The sequence below is a fragment of the Stutzerimonas sp. 21-1 genome (genome assembly GCF_056336065.1).
Genome location: NZ_CM150500.1, coordinates 1,973,925 through 1,991,347 on the forward strand (window position 1 = coordinate 1,973,925; position 17,423 = coordinate 1,991,347).

General features: G+C 55.0%; 22 protein-coding genes. 4 read left to right on the plus strand and 18 right to left on the minus strand.

Annotation, left to right across the window (positions count from 1 at the left end; all coding sequences use genetic code 11):
• Positions 1 to 53: 53 nt before the first annotated feature.
• From AC0ZJQ_RS09605 to AC0ZJQ_RS09640, 8 genes are all read right to left on the minus strand, one after another.
• Entirely contained in the window at positions 54 to 557 is a 504-nt protein-coding gene (locus AC0ZJQ_RS09605) for a copper chaperone PCu(A)C (RefSeq protein WP_476477738.1), read from the minus strand.
• A gap of 243 nt (positions 558 to 800) precedes the next feature.
• Positions 801 to 2,072, minus strand: coding sequence for a zonular occludens toxin domain-containing protein (locus AC0ZJQ_RS09610; RefSeq protein ID WP_476477739.1), 1,272 nt, complete (start codon positions 2,070 to 2,072; stop codon positions 801 to 803).
• A gap of 2 nt (positions 2,073 to 2,074) precedes the next feature.
• Positions 2,075 to 2,422 (minus strand): DUF2523 family protein, encoded by a 348-nt coding sequence (locus AC0ZJQ_RS09615; protein WP_476477740.1) that lies wholly within the window; start codon positions 2,420 to 2,422, stop codon positions 2,075 to 2,077.
• Entirely contained in the window at positions 2,422 to 3,663 is a 1,242-nt protein-coding gene (locus AC0ZJQ_RS09620; RefSeq protein ID WP_476477741.1) for an attachment protein, read from the minus strand. Before AC0ZJQ_RS09620 ends, AC0ZJQ_RS09615 begins: the two co-directional genes overlap by 1 nt.
• 140 nt (positions 3,664 to 3,803) lie before the next feature.
• The gene (locus AC0ZJQ_RS09625; protein WP_476477742.1) at positions 3,804 to 4,025 is read right to left on the minus strand and encodes a hypothetical protein; all 222 of its coding nucleotides are present in this window, start codon (positions 4,023 to 4,025) and stop codon (positions 3,804 to 3,806) included.
• Between the two features lie 266 nt (positions 4,026 to 4,291).
• Positions 4,292 to 4,645 (minus strand): hypothetical protein, encoded by a 354-nt coding sequence (locus AC0ZJQ_RS09630; RefSeq protein WP_476477743.1) that lies wholly within the window; start codon positions 4,643 to 4,645, stop codon positions 4,292 to 4,294.
• 11 nt (positions 4,646 to 4,656) lie between these two features.
• Positions 4,657 to 4,893 (minus strand): hypothetical protein, encoded by a 237-nt coding sequence (locus AC0ZJQ_RS09635; RefSeq protein WP_476477744.1) that lies wholly within the window; start codon positions 4,891 to 4,893, stop codon positions 4,657 to 4,659.
• A 326-nt stretch (positions 4,894 to 5,219) separates the two neighbouring features.
• On the minus strand, positions 5,220 to 6,434 hold the full coding sequence (locus tag AC0ZJQ_RS09640) for a phage/plasmid replication domain-containing protein (RefSeq protein WP_476477745.1): 1,215 nt from the start codon (positions 6,432 to 6,434) through the stop codon (positions 5,220 to 5,222).
• 111 nt (positions 6,435 to 6,545) lie between these two features.
• On the opposite strand from AC0ZJQ_RS09640, the gene AC0ZJQ_RS09645 reads away from it, so the two are divergent.
• Positions 6,546 to 6,746: a hypothetical protein gene (locus AC0ZJQ_RS09645; protein ID WP_476477746.1), complete on the plus strand. Its 201-nt coding sequence runs from the start codon at positions 6,546 to 6,548 to the stop codon at positions 6,744 to 6,746.
• Positions 6,747 to 6,823: 77 nt separating this feature from the next.
• The gene (locus AC0ZJQ_RS09650) at positions 6,824 to 7,015 is read left to right on the plus strand and encodes a hypothetical protein (protein WP_476477747.1); all 192 of its coding nucleotides are present in this window, start codon (positions 6,824 to 6,826) and stop codon (positions 7,013 to 7,015) included.
• Between the two features lie 624 nt (positions 7,016 to 7,639).
• On the opposite strand, the gene AC0ZJQ_RS09655 is transcribed toward AC0ZJQ_RS09650, so the two are convergent.
• From AC0ZJQ_RS09655 to AC0ZJQ_RS09685, 7 genes are all read right to left on the minus strand, one after another.
• Positions 7,640 to 8,911, minus strand: a complete 1,272-nt coding sequence (locus AC0ZJQ_RS09655) for a zonular occludens toxin domain-containing protein (RefSeq protein ID WP_476477739.1) — start codon at positions 8,909 to 8,911, stop codon at positions 7,640 to 7,642.
• Positions 8,912 to 8,913: 2 nt separating this feature from the next.
• Positions 8,914 to 9,261 (minus strand): DUF2523 family protein, encoded by a 348-nt coding sequence (locus AC0ZJQ_RS09660; RefSeq protein ID WP_476477740.1) that lies wholly within the window; start codon positions 9,259 to 9,261, stop codon positions 8,914 to 8,916.
• Positions 9,261 to 10,502 (minus strand): attachment protein, encoded by a 1,242-nt coding sequence (locus tag AC0ZJQ_RS09665; protein ID WP_476477741.1) that lies wholly within the window; start codon positions 10,500 to 10,502, stop codon positions 9,261 to 9,263. Before AC0ZJQ_RS09665 ends, AC0ZJQ_RS09660 begins: the two co-directional genes overlap by 1 nt.
• Positions 10,503 to 10,642: 140 nt before the next feature.
• Positions 10,643 to 10,864, minus strand: a complete 222-nt coding sequence (locus AC0ZJQ_RS09670) for a hypothetical protein (protein ID WP_476477742.1) — start codon at positions 10,862 to 10,864, stop codon at positions 10,643 to 10,645.
• Between the two features lie 266 nt (positions 10,865 to 11,130).
• Positions 11,131 to 11,484 (minus strand): hypothetical protein, encoded by a 354-nt coding sequence (locus AC0ZJQ_RS09675; RefSeq protein WP_476477743.1) that lies wholly within the window; start codon positions 11,482 to 11,484, stop codon positions 11,131 to 11,133.
• A gap of 11 nt (positions 11,485 to 11,495) precedes the next feature.
• Positions 11,496 to 11,732 (minus strand): hypothetical protein, encoded by a 237-nt coding sequence (locus AC0ZJQ_RS09680; protein ID WP_476477744.1) that lies wholly within the window; start codon positions 11,730 to 11,732, stop codon positions 11,496 to 11,498.
• 326 nt (positions 11,733 to 12,058) lie between these two features.
• On the minus strand, positions 12,059 to 13,273 hold the full coding sequence (locus tag AC0ZJQ_RS09685; RefSeq protein ID WP_476477745.1) for a phage/plasmid replication domain-containing protein: 1,215 nt from the start codon (positions 13,271 to 13,273) through the stop codon (positions 12,059 to 12,061).
• Positions 13,274 to 13,384: 111 nt separating this feature from the next.
• Between AC0ZJQ_RS09685 and AC0ZJQ_RS09690 the strand changes: the two genes are divergently transcribed.
• Complete coding sequence (locus tag AC0ZJQ_RS09690; RefSeq protein WP_476477746.1) at positions 13,385 to 13,585, plus strand: hypothetical protein; 201 nt, start codon at positions 13,385 to 13,387, stop codon at positions 13,583 to 13,585.
• Positions 13,586 to 13,662: 77 nt separating this feature from the next.
• Positions 13,663 to 13,854, plus strand: coding sequence for a hypothetical protein (locus AC0ZJQ_RS09695; protein ID WP_476477747.1), 192 nt, complete (start codon positions 13,663 to 13,665; stop codon positions 13,852 to 13,854).
• 624 nt (positions 13,855 to 14,478) lie between these two features.
• Here the strand turns inward: AC0ZJQ_RS09695 and AC0ZJQ_RS09700 are convergent.
• Genes AC0ZJQ_RS09700 through AC0ZJQ_RS09710 form a run of 3 tightly spaced genes read right to left on the minus strand, consistent with a single transcriptional unit; the run spans position 14,479 to position 17,341 of the window.
• On the minus strand, positions 14,479 to 15,750 hold the full coding sequence (locus AC0ZJQ_RS09700) for a zonular occludens toxin domain-containing protein (protein WP_476477739.1): 1,272 nt from the start codon (positions 15,748 to 15,750) through the stop codon (positions 14,479 to 14,481).
• Between the two features lie 2 nt (positions 15,751 to 15,752).
• Positions 15,753 to 16,100 (minus strand): DUF2523 family protein, encoded by a 348-nt coding sequence (locus AC0ZJQ_RS09705; protein WP_476477740.1) that lies wholly within the window; start codon positions 16,098 to 16,100, stop codon positions 15,753 to 15,755.
• A complete protein-coding gene (locus AC0ZJQ_RS09710; protein ID WP_476477741.1) occupies positions 16,100 to 17,341 on the minus strand; it encodes an attachment protein in 1,242 nt (413 codons plus the stop codon). Before AC0ZJQ_RS09710 ends, AC0ZJQ_RS09705 begins: the two co-directional genes overlap by 1 nt.
• Positions 17,342 to 17,423 lie beyond the last annotated feature (82 nt).

A 17,423-nucleotide genomic window follows, 5' to 3' on the forward strand; every position in this document is an offset into this window, starting at 1 on the left:
CGGGCGCAGCCACAGGAAAGGAGGGCGCCGATCTGGCGCCCGACGATACTCGATCAGTGATGCATGTGCTGGTTGGCAGCCGATGGCGCGGCCGGCGCTTCGTCGAGAATGTCGACATTGGTAGTAATTTCGCCGGCATGTTCGAACTCGAGCGTCAGCTCGAAGCGCTCGCCAGCCGCCAACGGTTGCTTCAGACCGAACAGCATCACGTGGTTGCCGCTGGGTTGAAAACGGACCGATTCGCCAGCCGGAACAGCTACGGAATCCACCTGCTGCATACGCATCATGTCGCCTTCGCGCACATGGGTGTGCAGCTCGGCTTTCTCCGCGCGCGGCGTGTGCGCTGCGATCAGCCGATCATCCTGATCGCCCGCATTACTCAGCACGCAATAAACCGCACCGTTCGCAGCGCTCGGCGGCATGGCACGCGACCAAGCCTGGCTCACCGAAACGGTGGCGGCCTGCGCTGGTGCAGACGATGAATGATGATGCTCCTGGGCGTTCGCAGCCAGGCAAAACGCACTCAGACAGCTCGCGGTCAATAGGCGAAGCAGCATGGAAAGACTCCCGATGAAGTGGACGCCGCAACATAACACGCACAGTTGCACGCAAGGAGGCAGCGCAGCGGGCAGCGTCCACGGCCGGCATCTAACGTTGATGAAGATCAAAGGGCAGAAGATGAAGGCTGAGCGGTGGCTCAGTGTCGTTGGGGCGTTCCAGGGATTTGCGCCAGACGACCGCATGAGGCACCGTCGATAAATATCATATTTAACATAATATAGATTATGAGAACCGCCCAATCAGAGCTTAGGCAGGGCCTTGGGGACGTATTCAGTATCAGGCGCTGCGTCAACGGCGGCTAAGACCGAACCGGGCTGGGAAAGAACGGTTCCACCCGTCTCGCCGCTACGCTCCGAGACGAGCCGCTCGGCGGCTCGACGGGTGGAACCTTGGCAGATGGCGAACGCGGTCCATGCCTCATAACGCAGTCGGACAACACACTCACTGACCCCCGAAACCAGATAACCGGCTGCTGCGAGTTCGCGGTCCGTCAGGTTCAGAACACGCCCATCGGGACCAGTGATTGAGAACATGTAAGTTCGACGGCCAGTCTCGGAACGCACACCGGCGTGAACGTCGATCGCTCGGCCTGCGAACGGATGATCTACAGGAGCAGCCTGAGCAACTGATTGAACAGCCAGAACACGATCAGGAACAGCAACAGGCGCAGCAGCAGGAACCGGAACAGCCACCGTAGCAGACGCAGGACCGGCCGGAAGATTTCCAGCAGGAGCAGACCGTACAGCCGGATCAGCGAGAAAACTAGGTCCGCCGTCGTTAATAACAGACCCAATAGCAAGGGCCGGAATTGCCATGAATAGTAGAACTTTAGGCTGTTTAAAAATGCTCTTGCCCGCGATGGTATCGGTAACGACGCCGGTTGCTGTTGAGTCATAAAGTCTAAACGTCTCTTTTTTGATCTTCTTGAGTTCTACGATTGTATCGCGTGCTGGCGGGCGATTTTCAATCGCAGCATGTTGAGTTTCCTTGTAACGGCCACTGATGCCGATAACTGCAAGGTTGCTATGAAGATAGGCTTTCTCGGCGGTATTGCGGATATCGTCGCGGATATAGCAGATGTTTGGCGTGGTGAGAATTACGTCCCAGTTGAAATGCCGGTGGCGTGTCCAGGCATCGAGCCAATTCATAGGCCGGTCAGCTTCTTTTGCAGCTTTAGGACCGCCGGGAAAATCGAATTGCTTTAAATCCCCTTCCCTCCACGACTTGAGAAATATCAACTGAGTTTCATCGAAGATGATAAATGCACCGCGAGGCGCCCAAGTAAACCAGTTGCGCATGCGCTCCAAATCGTCCGGATTTTCAAGTTCAAGATTCAGAACTTCCAAACTAGACGGCGTATCGGGAAAAACCTGAAAGACACGCTCGCGGGTCAGGCCGCGAATATTGGTGATGATATAGCGCCCTTTCTTGATAGCGGGCACAAGATCATCTTGGATAGCACCGGAGGTTTTATAAGAGCCGTTTGGCCCGTGGTGAATTTTAATAGCCATAATTAGCGACCAATGAACGGAATAAACCGCATAGCGAAGCGAGTGCCGATAGCGGAAACAATCATATTGACGGCATCAGGAATACCAAAGAACGCCAGCGCGGAGCGCAACTTAACATCGAGCGACGCATAGTTGCTCTGAACATATTGAGAAACACCAACATCTTTCATTAGCTGGCTGAACACCTCGAAGCCAATCTCTGCAGCAAAGATCATGACGGAGAAATAAGCCTGAATACAATACTTCGTTAAAAGAACAAAAGCCGACTTGGTGAACTCATAAATGCCAACGTAAAACCAATCCCAAACAGATTGGAGAAAATTAATAATATCGGTAACGAATGCATCCATCACTCAGACCTCCGAGAGAAGACAATAAACAACGATGCAAGCGCAGCAATTAGAAGTATTGCATTGCGCAAAGTGGACGCCTCAGCCTCATATGTGCTCAAGCACACCTGTTGATTCGATCCGCGATAAGTGAACGAAAAACAAGGCAGACCACCGCCAGCCGGCGAAAGATTTATATTCAGCTTCGAATCAATCAATCCTTTGTACTTATCGGAAACGGCTTTGAGTTGAGCCTTGTAACCGGCGATTACTTCGTCCGCATCTTTCAAATAGCCGTCAAAGGAACCTTGTTTCGGCTTGAACAGGCCGTCACCCTCACCAGTACCGGGAGTACCGCCAGAACTGGAACCACCGCCACCGATACCACCATCGGGGTTATCACCGGAGCCGGAATCGCCGCCATCGGAGCCGCCGTCAGAACCGCCGTCCGAGCCACCATCAGAACCGCCGCCACCACCCCCGCCTCCTCCACCACCAGAGCCATCACCACCGCCATCAGAACCGCCAGTGTCGCCACCAGTACCGCCATCACCGCCGTCACCGCCATCAGGATCGGGGGGATTAGGGAAACAGGTATTGCCAGACATACCCCAACCAGGGGGGCAAATAACGGGGGGTGGAGCGTCAGGATCAGGAGGCGGGTTAAGAGGATCGCCACTTTTGGCAAACTGATAGTTTTCAGTCGTGCAACTCTGACCCGTGCCTTTAATTACATAGTTGCAGTAACCCATAGTGGAATCGGCAGCCGAAATATAACAGCCACTACTACGCGTTTCGCCCTGAGTCCCGGCATAAGAACAGGAGTTATAACAAACATTGGTAGGCGGAGAAGACGCAACAATCTTAGTACCATCGCCACCAGTAATAATTGGAGAATCGGCGCCACGAGCGGGAAATAAGTCACCCTCTTTGCAGTCATTCTCTGGCGGAGGGTCACAGGTTACGCCATCAGTGGAACCATGTTCACAGATGATAAAGCGACGAATCCACGAGCCAACTTGAAAATTCTGCGTCCCTTGAGTACCAAGACACGAGCCGGAAGATTCACCGGAGCCAGCCGCGAGAAAGGTATATGCGGTTTCAATTTCGAATACAGCCCGGCACGCGGCAGATTTAGAGGTTTTACCGGGTGATTCCCACGAGCCAATCTTGCCGTGATATCGAGGCACCTCAACAGCAGCAAATGCACCAGAGGAAACCAAAAGAACGGCTACGAGAAGATATCGGCAGAGGTTCGCCATAATGTTCACCACATCGAAAAGATGCCGTAAAAAAAACGGCCCCGGAATCCCGAGGCCTTATGGTTACTGATACTGGCCGACTTGCATGCCTGCTATTAGCGCCTTGGCCAACAGAACGCCCAGCAGCAGCGACCAGATCATTACGCCTTGCGCATCATGCTGATAACCAGCGACACACCGACGATGATCGCAACGGCAGCGATAACCAGCTTGCCCACCGAAGTACCGTCACCGGATGCCTGATCGAGGGCGGCGGTAGTGGCGGTATCAATCAACGACTCCGCGAAAACAGGAGAAGACGCAACAGCCGAGCCAACAGCGACGATGGAGGCGTTACGGAACAGGGTTTGAAGTTTTTCCATGATGAAGCTCCTTAAAGATCAAGAACGCGCTTTGCGCATGATTGACAGCACTACGCCGACACCAAAGCCGATGGCAAACAAGCCAATAGCCGAGGCAAATCCAATACGGAACGCCGACGCATCAAACCCACCCATTAACAGGGTGAGATACCCCTCCGCAGATGGAGGAAGTAAGTAAGCCGGCACCCATTCAAGTTGCGTACATGAAACGGCACCGGAACTTTCGGTCCATTGAGTGCACGCTTGAACAGATACGACGGCCATTGTTAGTTAGCCCCGGCAGCTCGGGCAGGTGCGGCAGCGGCCGCAGCAGCAGGCGCAGCAGCAGGACGGGCTTCCTGCAAGCGCAGCGGGACACCGGCGAGCAGGTAGTCAATCGAGTTGTAACGGTCGTTCACCTCGCAGGTGACGGGCATGAAGACCTCGACACCGACCTGCTGGCGGTAAGCGTTGTGGAGACCGTTCTTGATGGCGTCGCCGAATACGCGGGCCTTCACGGTGTTGGTCACGTCGAAGCCGTCGCGATCCTTGGACATGGTTTGAACGGCCACGATGGCCCAGCGCTTATCGGGTTCGCCTTTGTCGACAACGCCGAGAACAGTGCCTTTGATGATGTGCATGGGTGGGTCTCCTAGAAGCCGAAAACGTCGGCGAAGCACGGGGTTAAACGGGTCTCAGACTCGAACGTCCAGACGCGCTCGGGCTTAGCGCCCTGCTCTTTCCGCCGATCAAGTTCGGCGATGGTTTCGGCCACCTGGCTGCGCAGGTGGTCGGAGTTCGGACGGGAGTAAAAGCGCCGCATCTGCTGGCGGCGGAACTCGGAAACGGTCATGCCGTTGGCCGGATAGTCGGTGTGCATCTGGATCATGGGCGGAACCCCAAGCGCACGAGGTAAAGCGCAATCGCGCCACCGGCGAGGGTCGCGAGCAGCGAGCAGGTAGCGGCGATCATTTCGCGAAGCCCCGAAGGCGAAGCCAAGCAATGGGCGAGTAGCGGCAACCAGAGTCTGGATGCTCAAGGACGAGCGGCGAATCATGGCCAATACGGGCCGGCGCAACAGGCAATCCGCCGAAGGTGAACGCAAAATAGAGATGGCGAGTCATGCGGCCACCTGCAAAGCGAGGTAGAGAGCGCCGCACGCGACGATCTGAACAAACAGCGCCAGAGCGGCGAAAACAAACCACCGGGGCAGGCTCATGCGGCCACCTGCAAATGATTCGGACGGCGGTACCAAGACGGAATTTGCAGCACGTCAACCGGGATAACCTCACGGCTGGCGGTGTGAATGACCGGGCGCACCTTCGAGGTGTCGCATGGGTTGGCAATGTCGATTCCGATCTGGCGAAGCCGCGCGCGGTGGGTCTTAACTGAGGACTTCTCGAAATCAAACTTGGCCTTGCCGGTCATCCACTGGAGCGCATACATGGCAGTGGTGTACGCAGCCTTGTTGTTCTTCACGATCCCCTCGGAAATGAGGTGATCTGCGATCGTCTCGAAATCCATAGCCGTCACCTTCAGTCGGTCGTCTATCTTCAAAAATGCGTCGTGTATGGTCTGGAAGCGGGATTCATCGAACAGGCCCCACCAGCAAAGGCCCTCACGCTGGAGGTACTCACGCTTGAGTTCCTGTTCCATGCGAACAACGCCGTTCGACTTGCAGTAAGCGATCAGCTCGCGCAGATAAACGACCTCGGGCGAGTCGTCGCCGAAGTTCCGCCGAGCCTTGGGGAGCGTGAATTTCTCAAGGGCCACGGCCTTGATGTACGCCTTGCGGTACTGGTCGCGGGCGGTCCAATCGACAGTGCAACCATCCTCGAACAGATGGCCGACCTTGTAGCCGGCACGCTGTGTGCTGAGGCCGGACACATAGTCGAGTTCGTTGCCCTGACCAACTGAGCGATTGGTCGTCAGGTCGATGCGCGTAATACGCATGCCATCGCCCAGCGTCGTGTGGCGGTGAGTGGTCTCGACGGTCTGAATCGTGCCGTCATCGAGTTGGACTTCCTTGATGCGGGAAGCCTGTGCCTGCAAGAAGTCGAGTCGGGTGCACTTTGTCAGCGGCGGAAGCGAAACCGCCCTGCCCTCGTCGTCTTTCATGTTCGCCAAGATGCGGTTGTAAACCACGACGCACTGCTCAACGGTCTGGAAGCCGAACAGGTTGTCGAGCCGATCGACCGCGCTCGGGTTGCCTTGAACGATCAGCTTGCAGCCATCGACACGAACCGTGATCGACGTCGAATAGGAACCCTCGTACTTGACCTTAGGCTGAGTGGTAGCGAGCCGTTCACCAGTACGAGAGCAATACTTCTCGATGGTGACGGGGGCGATCTTCGGCAGATCGAACGGATAAACCTGCTCTACCGACAGGTAGTCGATAAACATCCGTGATTTTTGATCTGCAGACTGCATTCGCGGCATCCGTTTCAGCGTTACACGTTACGGTACGGGCGAACTTATACGCCGTTACGCGTTACAAAGCAACGCGTGACAGAATAACTGGCATCAGAGGAACAACAGGAAATGAAGACTGTGACGAAGCCCTATCGCGTGCGGGACGAGTTCGTCGAGGTGATCAAAGAGAGGCGAATAAACATGATCGTCGAGACGAGAGAAGACATAGCGGAGGCCGATTTGGTGAATGCAACGCTCTGGAAGCACCTCGGCCAAATAACCACAAAGGATGTATTGAAATACCGCGAGGAGGTCCTGCAGAAGGACTGAAAAAGTACGGGATTCCATACCAAATTGGGGGTGTTACAGCACCCCCACCCCGCCCGATCCAGAACGTAGGACCGAAAATGACAGAATGGATGCTGTGGATCGCCATCGCCGGAGGCGCAGGCGACGCACTAGATCTAAATCGGTACGAAACGAAAGAAAAATGCGAGTGGGCGCGTGCTTTGTTGATTGACAAAATCAAAGAGGCAAACGGAGAGATTTTGCCGAAAAAGCTCATGCATCAATGCTCCGAGGTCGAAAAGCAGCGCTGAACCTCCGAACCTTCGGGACCTAACCAGCGGAGCCGCTGACGATCTGGGGAGAGCGGCAGAGAAAAGCCCCGGAGCTGTGTGGTTTGAGCAGATCAGGGCACGGGTTGAGGTTGAGGCGGGACAGAACGACGACGAACGCGAAAAGCCCCTCAGTGGTCACGCAGCCCGCTGGGGGGCTTTTTCGTATGGCTGGAGGTCGGCCCCTTTGGGGGTGTCGTCGCGGTTGCTATGCGCACGACTGGAGGCCATGCAGGCGACTAATCGCCGCAAGCGGCGAGTCGAGGTAAGCCGGTCATTCAGAGTTCAAGAACACGGCGGGCGATCTGCCGAAGTTCGTCAAGAAGCGATTCCAGCTCTGCCCCTTCGTCATCGAGGTCGGACACTCGCCGGCGAAGCTGCCGCAGCTCGGCAACCAACCGACCATAGTCTTCGAGGACGTAGCAAACCGCGTCCAGATCGTGACCGCGCGCCGAGTAGAGCCGAGCATCGCGTACAAGGCGTTCAGGGATGGTAAGCGGGATAGCGGCTCTCATAATCGGCCCTATGTTAACCGGCGCCCGGAGCTGCAAGCATTGTCCGGACACCGCTCAACATAAGGCCATGTGCATTATGAGAACCGCCCAATCAGAGCTTAGGCAGGGCCTTGGGGACGTATTCAGTATCAGGCGCTGCGTCAACGGCGGCTAAGACCGAACCGGGCTGGGAAAGAACGGTTCCACCCGTCTCGCCGCTACGCTCCGAGACGAGCCGCTCGGCGGCTCGACGGGTGGAACCTTGGCAGATGGCGAACGCGGTCCATGCCTCATAACGCAGTCGGACAACACACTCACTGACCCCCGAAACCAGATAACCGGCTGCTGCGAGTTCGCGGTCCGTCAGGTTCAGAACACGCCCATCGGGACCAGTGATTGAGAACATGTAAGTTCGACGGCCAGTCTCGGAACGCACACCGGCGTGAACGTCGATCGCTCGGCCTGCGAACGGATGATCTACAGGAGCAGCCTGAGCAACTGATTGAACAGCCAGAACACGATCAGGAACAGCAACAGGCGCAGCAGCAGGAACCGGAACAGCCACCGTAGCAGACGCAGGACCGGCCGGAAGATTTCCAGCAGGAGCAGACCGTACAGCCGGATCAGCGAGAAAACTAGGTCCGCCGTCGTTAATAACAGACCCAATAGCAAGGGCCGGAATTGCCATGAATAGTAGAACTTTAGGCTGTTTAAAAATGCTCTTGCCCGCGATGGTATCGGTAACGACGCCGGTTGCTGTTGAGTCATAAAGTCTAAACGTCTCTTTTTTGATCTTCTTGAGTTCTACGATTGTATCGCGTGCTGGCGGGCGATTTTCAATCGCAGCATGTTGAGTTTCCTTGTAACGGCCACTGATGCCGATAACTGCAAGGTTGCTATGAAGATAGGCTTTCTCGGCGGTATTGCGGATATCGTCGCGGATATAGCAGATGTTTGGCGTGGTGAGAATTACGTCCCAGTTGAAATGCCGGTGGCGTGTCCAGGCATCGAGCCAATTCATAGGCCGGTCAGCTTCTTTTGCAGCTTTAGGACCGCCGGGAAAATCGAATTGCTTTAAATCCCCTTCCCTCCACGACTTGAGAAATATCAACTGAGTTTCATCGAAGATGATAAATGCACCGCGAGGCGCCCAAGTAAACCAGTTGCGCATGCGCTCCAAATCGTCCGGATTTTCAAGTTCAAGATTCAGAACTTCCAAACTAGACGGCGTATCGGGAAAAACCTGAAAGACACGCTCGCGGGTCAGGCCGCGAATATTGGTGATGATATAGCGCCCTTTCTTGATAGCGGGCACAAGATCATCTTGGATAGCACCGGAGGTTTTATAAGAGCCGTTTGGCCCGTGGTGAATTTTAATAGCCATAATTAGCGACCAATGAACGGAATAAACCGCATAGCGAAGCGAGTGCCGATAGCGGAAACAATCATATTGACGGCATCAGGAATACCAAAGAACGCCAGCGCGGAGCGCAACTTAACATCGAGCGACGCATAGTTGCTCTGAACATATTGAGAAACACCAACATCTTTCATTAGCTGGCTGAACACCTCGAAGCCAATCTCTGCAGCAAAGATCATGACGGAGAAATAAGCCTGAATACAATACTTCGTTAAAAGAACAAAAGCCGACTTGGTGAACTCATAAATGCCAACGTAAAACCAATCCCAAACAGATTGGAGAAAATTAATAATATCGGTAACGAATGCATCCATCACTCAGACCTCCGAGAGAAGACAATAAACAACGATGCAAGCGCAGCAATTAGAAGTATTGCATTGCGCAAAGTGGACGCCTCAGCCTCATATGTGCTCAAGCACACCTGTTGATTCGATCCGCGATAAGTGAACGAAAAACAAGGCAGACCACCGCCAGCCGGCGAAAGATTTATATTCAGCTTCGAATCAATCAATCCTTTGTACTTATCGGAAACGGCTTTGAGTTGAGCCTTGTAACCGGCGATTACTTCGTCCGCATCTTTCAAATAGCCGTCAAAGGAACCTTGTTTCGGCTTGAACAGGCCGTCACCCTCACCAGTACCGGGAGTACCGCCAGAACTGGAACCACCGCCACCGATACCACCATCGGGGTTATCACCGGAGCCGGAATCGCCGCCATCGGAGCCGCCGTCAGAACCGCCGTCCGAGCCACCATCAGAACCGCCGCCACCACCCCCGCCTCCTCCACCACCAGAGCCATCACCACCGCCATCAGAACCGCCAGTGTCGCCACCAGTACCGCCATCACCGCCGTCACCGCCATCAGGATCGGGGGGATTAGGGAAACAGGTATTGCCAGACATACCCCAACCAGGGGGGCAAATAACGGGGGGTGGAGCGTCAGGATCAGGAGGCGGGTTAAGAGGATCGCCACTTTTGGCAAACTGATAGTTTTCAGTCGTGCAACTCTGACCCGTGCCTTTAATTACATAGTTGCAGTAACCCATAGTGGAATCGGCAGCCGAAATATAACAGCCACTACTACGCGTTTCGCCCTGAGTCCCGGCATAAGAACAGGAGTTATAACAAACATTGGTAGGCGGAGAAGACGCAACAATCTTAGTACCATCGCCACCAGTAATAATTGGAGAATCGGCGCCACGAGCGGGAAATAAGTCACCCTCTTTGCAGTCATTCTCTGGCGGAGGGTCACAGGTTACGCCATCAGTGGAACCATGTTCACAGATGATAAAGCGACGAATCCACGAGCCAACTTGAAAATTCTGCGTCCCTTGAGTACCAAGACACGAGCCGGAAGATTCACCGGAGCCAGCCGCGAGAAAGGTATATGCGGTTTCAATTTCGAATACAGCCCGGCACGCGGCAGATTTAGAGGTTTTACCGGGTGATTCCCACGAGCCAATCTTGCCGTGATATCGAGGCACCTCAACAGCAGCAAATGCACCAGAGGAAACCAAAAGAACGGCTACGAGAAGATATCGGCAGAGGTTCGCCATAATGTTCACCACATCGAAAAGATGCCGTAAAAAAAACGGCCCCGGAATCCCGAGGCCTTATGGTTACTGATACTGGCCGACTTGCATGCCTGCTATTAGCGCCTTGGCCAACAGAACGCCCAGCAGCAGCGACCAGATCATTACGCCTTGCGCATCATGCTGATAACCAGCGACACACCGACGATGATCGCAACGGCAGCGATAACCAGCTTGCCCACCGAAGTACCGTCACCGGATGCCTGATCGAGGGCGGCGGTAGTGGCGGTATCAATCAACGACTCCGCGAAAACAGGAGAAGACGCAACAGCCGAGCCAACAGCGACGATGGAGGCGTTACGGAACAGGGTTTGAAGTTTTTCCATGATGAAGCTCCTTAAAGATCAAGAACGCGCTTTGCGCATGATTGACAGCACTACGCCGACACCAAAGCCGATGGCAAACAAGCCAATAGCCGAGGCAAATCCAATACGGAACGCCGACGCATCAAACCCACCCATTAACAGGGTGAGATACCCCTCCGCAGATGGAGGAAGTAAGTAAGCCGGCACCCATTCAAGTTGCGTACATGAAACGGCACCGGAACTTTCGGTCCATTGAGTGCACGCTTGAACAGATACGACGGCCATTGTTAGTTAGCCCCGGCAGCTCGGGCAGGTGCGGCAGCGGCCGCAGCAGCAGGCGCAGCAGCAGGACGGGCTTCCTGCAAGCGCAGCGGGACACCGGCGAGCAGGTAGTCAATCGAGTTGTAACGGTCGTTCACCTCGCAGGTGACGGGCATGAAGACCTCGACACCGACCTGCTGGCGGTAAGCGTTGTGGAGACCGTTCTTGATGGCGTCGCCGAATACGCGGGCCTTCACGGTGTTGGTCACGTCGAAGCCGTCGCGATCCTTGGACATGGTTTGAACGGCCACGATGGCCCAGCGCTTATCGGGTTCGCCTTTGTCGACAACGCCGAGAACAGTGCCTTTGATGATGTGCATGGGTGGGTCTCCTAGAAGCCGAAAACGTCGGCGAAGCACGGGGTTAAACGGGTCTCAGACTCGAACGTCCAGACGCGCTCGGGCTTAGCGCCCTGCTCTTTCCGCCGATCAAGTTCGGCGATGGTTTCGGCCACCTGGCTGCGCAGGTGGTCGGAGTTCGGACGGGAGTAAAAGCGCCGCATCTGCTGGCGGCGGAACTCGGAAACGGTCATGCCGTTGGCCGGATAGTCGGTGTGCATCTGGATCATGGGCGGAACCCCAAGCGCACGAGGTAAAGCGCAATCGCGCCACCGGCGAGGGTCGCGAGCAGCGAGCAGGTAGCGGCGATCATTTCGCGAAGCCCCGAAGGCGAAGCCAAGCAATGGGCGAGTAGCGGCAACCAGAGTCTGGATGCTCAAGGACGAGCGGCGAATCATGGCCAATACGGGCCGGCGCAACAGGCAATCCGCCGAAGGTGAACGCAAAATAGAGATGGCGAGTCATGCGGCCACCTGCAAAGCGAGGTAGAGAGCGCCGCACGCGACGATCTGAACAAACAGCGCCAGAGCGGCGAAAACAAACCACCGGGGCAGGCTCATGCGGCCACCTGCAAATGATTCGGACGGCGGTACCAAGACGGAATTTGCAGCACGTCAACCGGGATAACCTCACGGCTGGCGGTGTGAATGACCGGGCGCACCTTCGAGGTGTCGCATGGGTTGGCAATGTCGATTCCGATCTGGCGAAGCCGCGCGCGGTGGGTCTTAACTGAGGACTTCTCGAAATCAAACTTGGCCTTGCCGGTCATCCACTGGAGCGCATACATGGCAGTGGTGTACGCAGCCTTGTTGTTCTTCACGATCCCCTCGGAAATGAGGTGATCTGCGATCGTCTCGAAATCCATAGCCGTCACCTTCAGTCGGTCGTCTATCTTCAAAAATGCGTCGTGTATGGTCTGGAAGCGGGATTCATCGAACAGGCCCCACCAGCAAAGGCCCTCACGCTGGAGGTACTCACGCTTGAGTTCCTGTTCCATGCGAACAACGCCGTTCGACTTGCAGTAAGCGATCAGCTCGCGCAGATAAACGACCTCGGGCGAGTCGTCGCCGAAGTTCCGCCGAGCCTTGGGGAGCGTGAATTTCTCAAGGGCCACGGCCTTGATGTACGCCTTGCGGTACTGGTCGCGGGCGGTCCAATCGACAGTGCAACCATCCTCGAACAGATGGCCGACCTTGTAGCCGGCACGCTGTGTGCTGAGGCCGGACACATAGTCGAGTTCGTTGCCCTGACCAACTGAGCGATTGGTCGTCAGGTCGATGCGCGTAATACGCATGCCATCGCCCAGCGTCGTGTGGCGGTGAGTGGTCTCGACGGTCTGAATCGTGCCGTCATCGAGTTGGACTTCCTTGATGCGGGAAGCCTGTGCCTGCAAGAAGTCGAGTCGGGTGCACTTTGTCAGCGGCGGAAGCGAAACCGCCCTGCCCTCGTCGTCTTTCATGTTCGCCAAGATGCGGTTGTAAACCACGACGCACTGCTCAACGGTCTGGAAGCCGAACAGGTTGTCGAGCCGATCGACCGCGCTCGGGTTGCCTTGAACGATCAGCTTGCAGCCATCGACACGAACCGTGATCGACGTCGAATAGGAACCCTCGTACTTGACCTTAGGCTGAGTGGTAGCGAGCCGTTCACCAGTACGAGAGCAATACTTCTCGATGGTGACGGGGGCGATCTTCGGCAGATCGAACGGATAAACCTGCTCTACCGACAGGTAGTCGATAAACATCCGTGATTTTTGATCTGCAGACTGCATTCGCGGCATCCGTTTCAGCGTTACACGTTACGGTACGGGCGAACTTATACGCCGTTACGCGTTACAAAGCAACGCGTGACAGAATAACTGGCATCAGAGGAACAACAGGAAATGAAGACTGTGACGAAGCCCTATCGCGTGCGGGACGAGTTCGTCGAGGTGATCAAAGAGAGGCGAATAAACATGATCGTCGAGACGAGAGAAGACATAGCGGAGGCCGATTTGGTGAATGCAACGCTCTGGAAGCACCTCGGCCAAATAACCACAAAGGATGTATTGAAATACCGCGAGGAGGTCCTGCAGAAGGACTGAAAAAGTACGGGATTCCATACCAAATTGGGGGTGTTACAGCACCCCCACCCCGCCCGATCCAGAACGTAGGACCGAAAATGACAGAATGGATGCTGTGGATCGCCATCGCCGGAGGCGCAGGCGACGCACTAGATCTAAATCGGTACGAAACGAAAGAAAAATGCGAGTGGGCGCGTGCTTTGTTGATTGACAAAATCAAAGAGGCAAACGGAGAGATTTTGCCGAAAAAGCTCATGCATCAATGCTCCGAGGTCGAAAAGCAGCGCTGAACCTCCGAACCTTCGGGACCTAACCAGCGGAGCCGCTGACGATCTGGGGAGAGCGGCAGAGAAAAGCCCCGGAGCTGTGTGGTTTGAGCAGATCAGGGCACGGGTTGAGGTTGAGGCGGGACAGAACGACGACGAACGCGAAAAGCCCCTCAGTGGTCACGCAGCCCGCTGGGGGGCTTTTTCGTATGGCTGGAGGTCGGCCCCTTTGGGGGTGTCGTCGCGGTTGCTATGCGCACGACTGGAGGCCATGCAGGCGACTAATCGCCGCAAGCGGCGAGTCGAGGTAAGCCGGTCATTCAGAGTTCAAGAACACGGCGGGCGATCTGCCGAAGTTCGTCAAGAAGCGATTCCAGCTCTGCCCCTTCGTCATCGAGGTCGGACACTCGCCGGCGAAGCTGCCGCAGCTCGGCAACCAACCGACCATAGTCTTCGAGGACGTAGCAAACCGCGTCCAGATCGTGACCGCGCGCCGAGTAGAGCCGAGCATCGCGTACAAGGCGTTCAGGGATGGTAAGCGGGATAGCGGCTCTCATAATCGGCCCTATGTTAACCGGCGCCCGGAGCTGCAAGCATTGTCCGGACACCGCTCAACATAAGGCCATGTGCATTATGAGAACCGCCCAATCAGAGCTTAGGCAGGGCCTTGGGGACGTATTCAGTATCAGGCGCTGCGTCAACGGCGGCTAAGACCGAACCGGGCTGGGAAAGAACGGTTCCACCCGTCTCGCCGCTACGCTCCGAGACGAGCCGCTCGGCGGCTCGACGGGTGGAACCTTGGCAGATGGCGAACGCGGTCCATGCCTCATAACGCAGTCGGACAACACACTCACTGACCCCCGAAACCAGATAACCGGCTGCTGCGAGTTCGCGGTCCGTCAGGTTCAGAACACGCCCATCGGGACCAGTGATTGAGAACATGTAAGTTCGACGGCCAGTCTCGGAACGCACACCGGCGTGAACGTCGATCGCTCGGCCTGCGAACGGATGATCTACAGGAGCAGCCTGAGCAACTGATTGAACAGCCAGAACACGATCAGGAACAGCAACAGGCGCAGCAGCAGGAACCGGAACAGCCACCGTAGCAGACGCAGGACCGGCCGGAAGATTTCCAGCAGGAGCAGACCGTACAGCCGGATCAGCGAGAAAACTAGGTCCGCCGTCGTTAATAACAGACCCAATAGCAAGGGCCGGAATTGCCATGAATAGTAGAACTTTAGGCTGTTTAAAAATGCTCTTGCCCGCGATGGTATCGGTAACGACGCCGGTTGCTGTTGAGTCATAAAGTCTAAACGTCTCTTTTTTGATCTTCTTGAGTTCTACGATTGTATCGCGTGCTGGCGGGCGATTTTCAATCGCAGCATGTTGAGTTTCCTTGTAACGGCCACTGATGCCGATAACTGCAAGGTTGCTATGAAGATAGGCTTTCTCGGCGGTATTGCGGATATCGTCGCGGATATAGCAGATGTTTGGCGTGGTGAGAATTACGTCCCAGTTGAAATGCCGGTGGCGTGTCCAGGCATCGAGCCAATTCATAGGCCGGTCAGCTTCTTTTGCAGCTTTAGGACCGCCGGGAAAATCGAATTGCTTTAAATCCCCTTCCCTCCACGACTTGAGAAATATCAACTGAGTTTCATCGAAGATGATAAATGCACCGCGAGGCGCCCAAGTAAACCAGTTGCGCATGCGCTCCAAATCGTCCGGATTTTCAAGTTCAAGATTCAGAACTTCCAAACTAGACGGCGTATCGGGAAAAACCTGAAAGACACGCTCGCGGGTCAGGCCGCGAATATTGGTGATGATATAGCGCCCTTTCTTGATAGCGGGCACAAGATCATCTTGGATAGCACCGGAGGTTTTATAAGAGCCGTTTGGCCCGTGGTGAATTTTAATAGCCATAATTAGCGACCAATGAACGGAATAAACCGCATAGCGAAGCGAGTGCCGATAGCGGAAACAATCATATTGACGGCATCAGGAATACCAAAGAACGCCAGCGCGGAGCGCAACTTAACATCGAGCGACGCATAGTTGCTCTGAACATATTGAGAAACACCAACATCTTTCATTAGCTGGCTGAACACCTCGAAGCCAATCTCTGCAGCAAAGATCATGACGGAGAAATAAGCCTGAATACAATACTTCGTTAAAAGAACAAAAGCCGACTTGGTGAACTCATAAATGCCAACGTAAAACCAATCCCAAACAGATTGGAGAAAATTAATAATATCGGTAACGAATGCATCCATCACTCAGACCTCCGAGAGAAGACAATAAACAACGATGCAAGCGCAGCAATTAGAAGTATTGCATTGCGCAAAGTGGACGCCTCAGCCTCATATGTGCTCAAGCACACCTGTTGATTCGATCCGCGATAAGTGAACGAAAAACAAGGCAGACCACCGCCAGCCGGCGAAAGATTTATATTCAGCTTCGAATCAATCAATCCTTTGTACTTATCGGAAACGGCTTTGAGTTGAGCCTTGTAACCGGCGATTACTTCGTCCGCATCTTTCAAATAGCCGTCAAAGGAACCTTGTTTCGGCTTGAACAGGCCGTCACCCTCACCAGTACCGGGAGTACCGCCAGAACTGGAACCACCGCCACCGATACCACCATCGGGGTTATCACCGGAGCCGGAATCGCCGCCATCGGAGCCGCCGTCAGAACCGCCGTCCGAGCCACCATCAGAACCGCCGCCACCACCCCCGCCTCCTCCACCACCAGAGCCATCACCACCGCCATCAGAACCGCCAGTGTCGCCACCAGTACCGCCATCACCGCCGTCACCGCCATCAGGATCGGGGGGATTAGGGAAACAGGTATTGCCAGACATACCCCAACCAGGGGGGCAAATAACGGGGGGTGGAGCGTCAGGATCAGGAGGCGGGTTAAGAGGATCGCCACTTTTGGCAAACTGATAGTTTTCAGTCGTGCAACTCTGACCCGTGCCTTTAATTACATAGTTGCAGTAACCCATAGTGGAATCGGCAGCCGAAATATAACAGCCACTACTACGCGTTTCGCCCTGAGTCCCGGCATAAGAACAGGAGTTATAACAAACATTGGTAGGCGGAGAAGACGCAACAATCTTAGTACCATCGCCACCAGTAATAATTGGAGAATCGGCGCCACGAGCGGGAAATAAGTCACCCTCTTTGCAGTCATTCTCTGGCGGAGGGTCACAGGTTACGCCATCAGTGGAACCATGTTCACAGATGATAAAGCGACGAATCCACGAGCCAACTTGAAAATTCTGCGTCCCTTGAGTACCAAGACACGAGCCGGAAGATTCACCGGAGCCAGCCGCGAGAAAGGTATATGCGGTTTCAATTTCGAATACAGCCCGGCACGCGGCAGATTTAGAGGTTTTACCGGGTGATTCCCACGAGCCAATCTTGCCGTGATATCGAGGCACCTCAACAGCAGCAAATGCACCAGAGGAAACCAAAAGAACGGCTACGAGAAGATATCGGCAGAGGTTCGCCATAATGTTCACCACATCGAAAAGATGCCGTAAAAAAAACGGCCCCGGAATCCCGAGGCCTTATGGTTACTGATACTGGCCGACT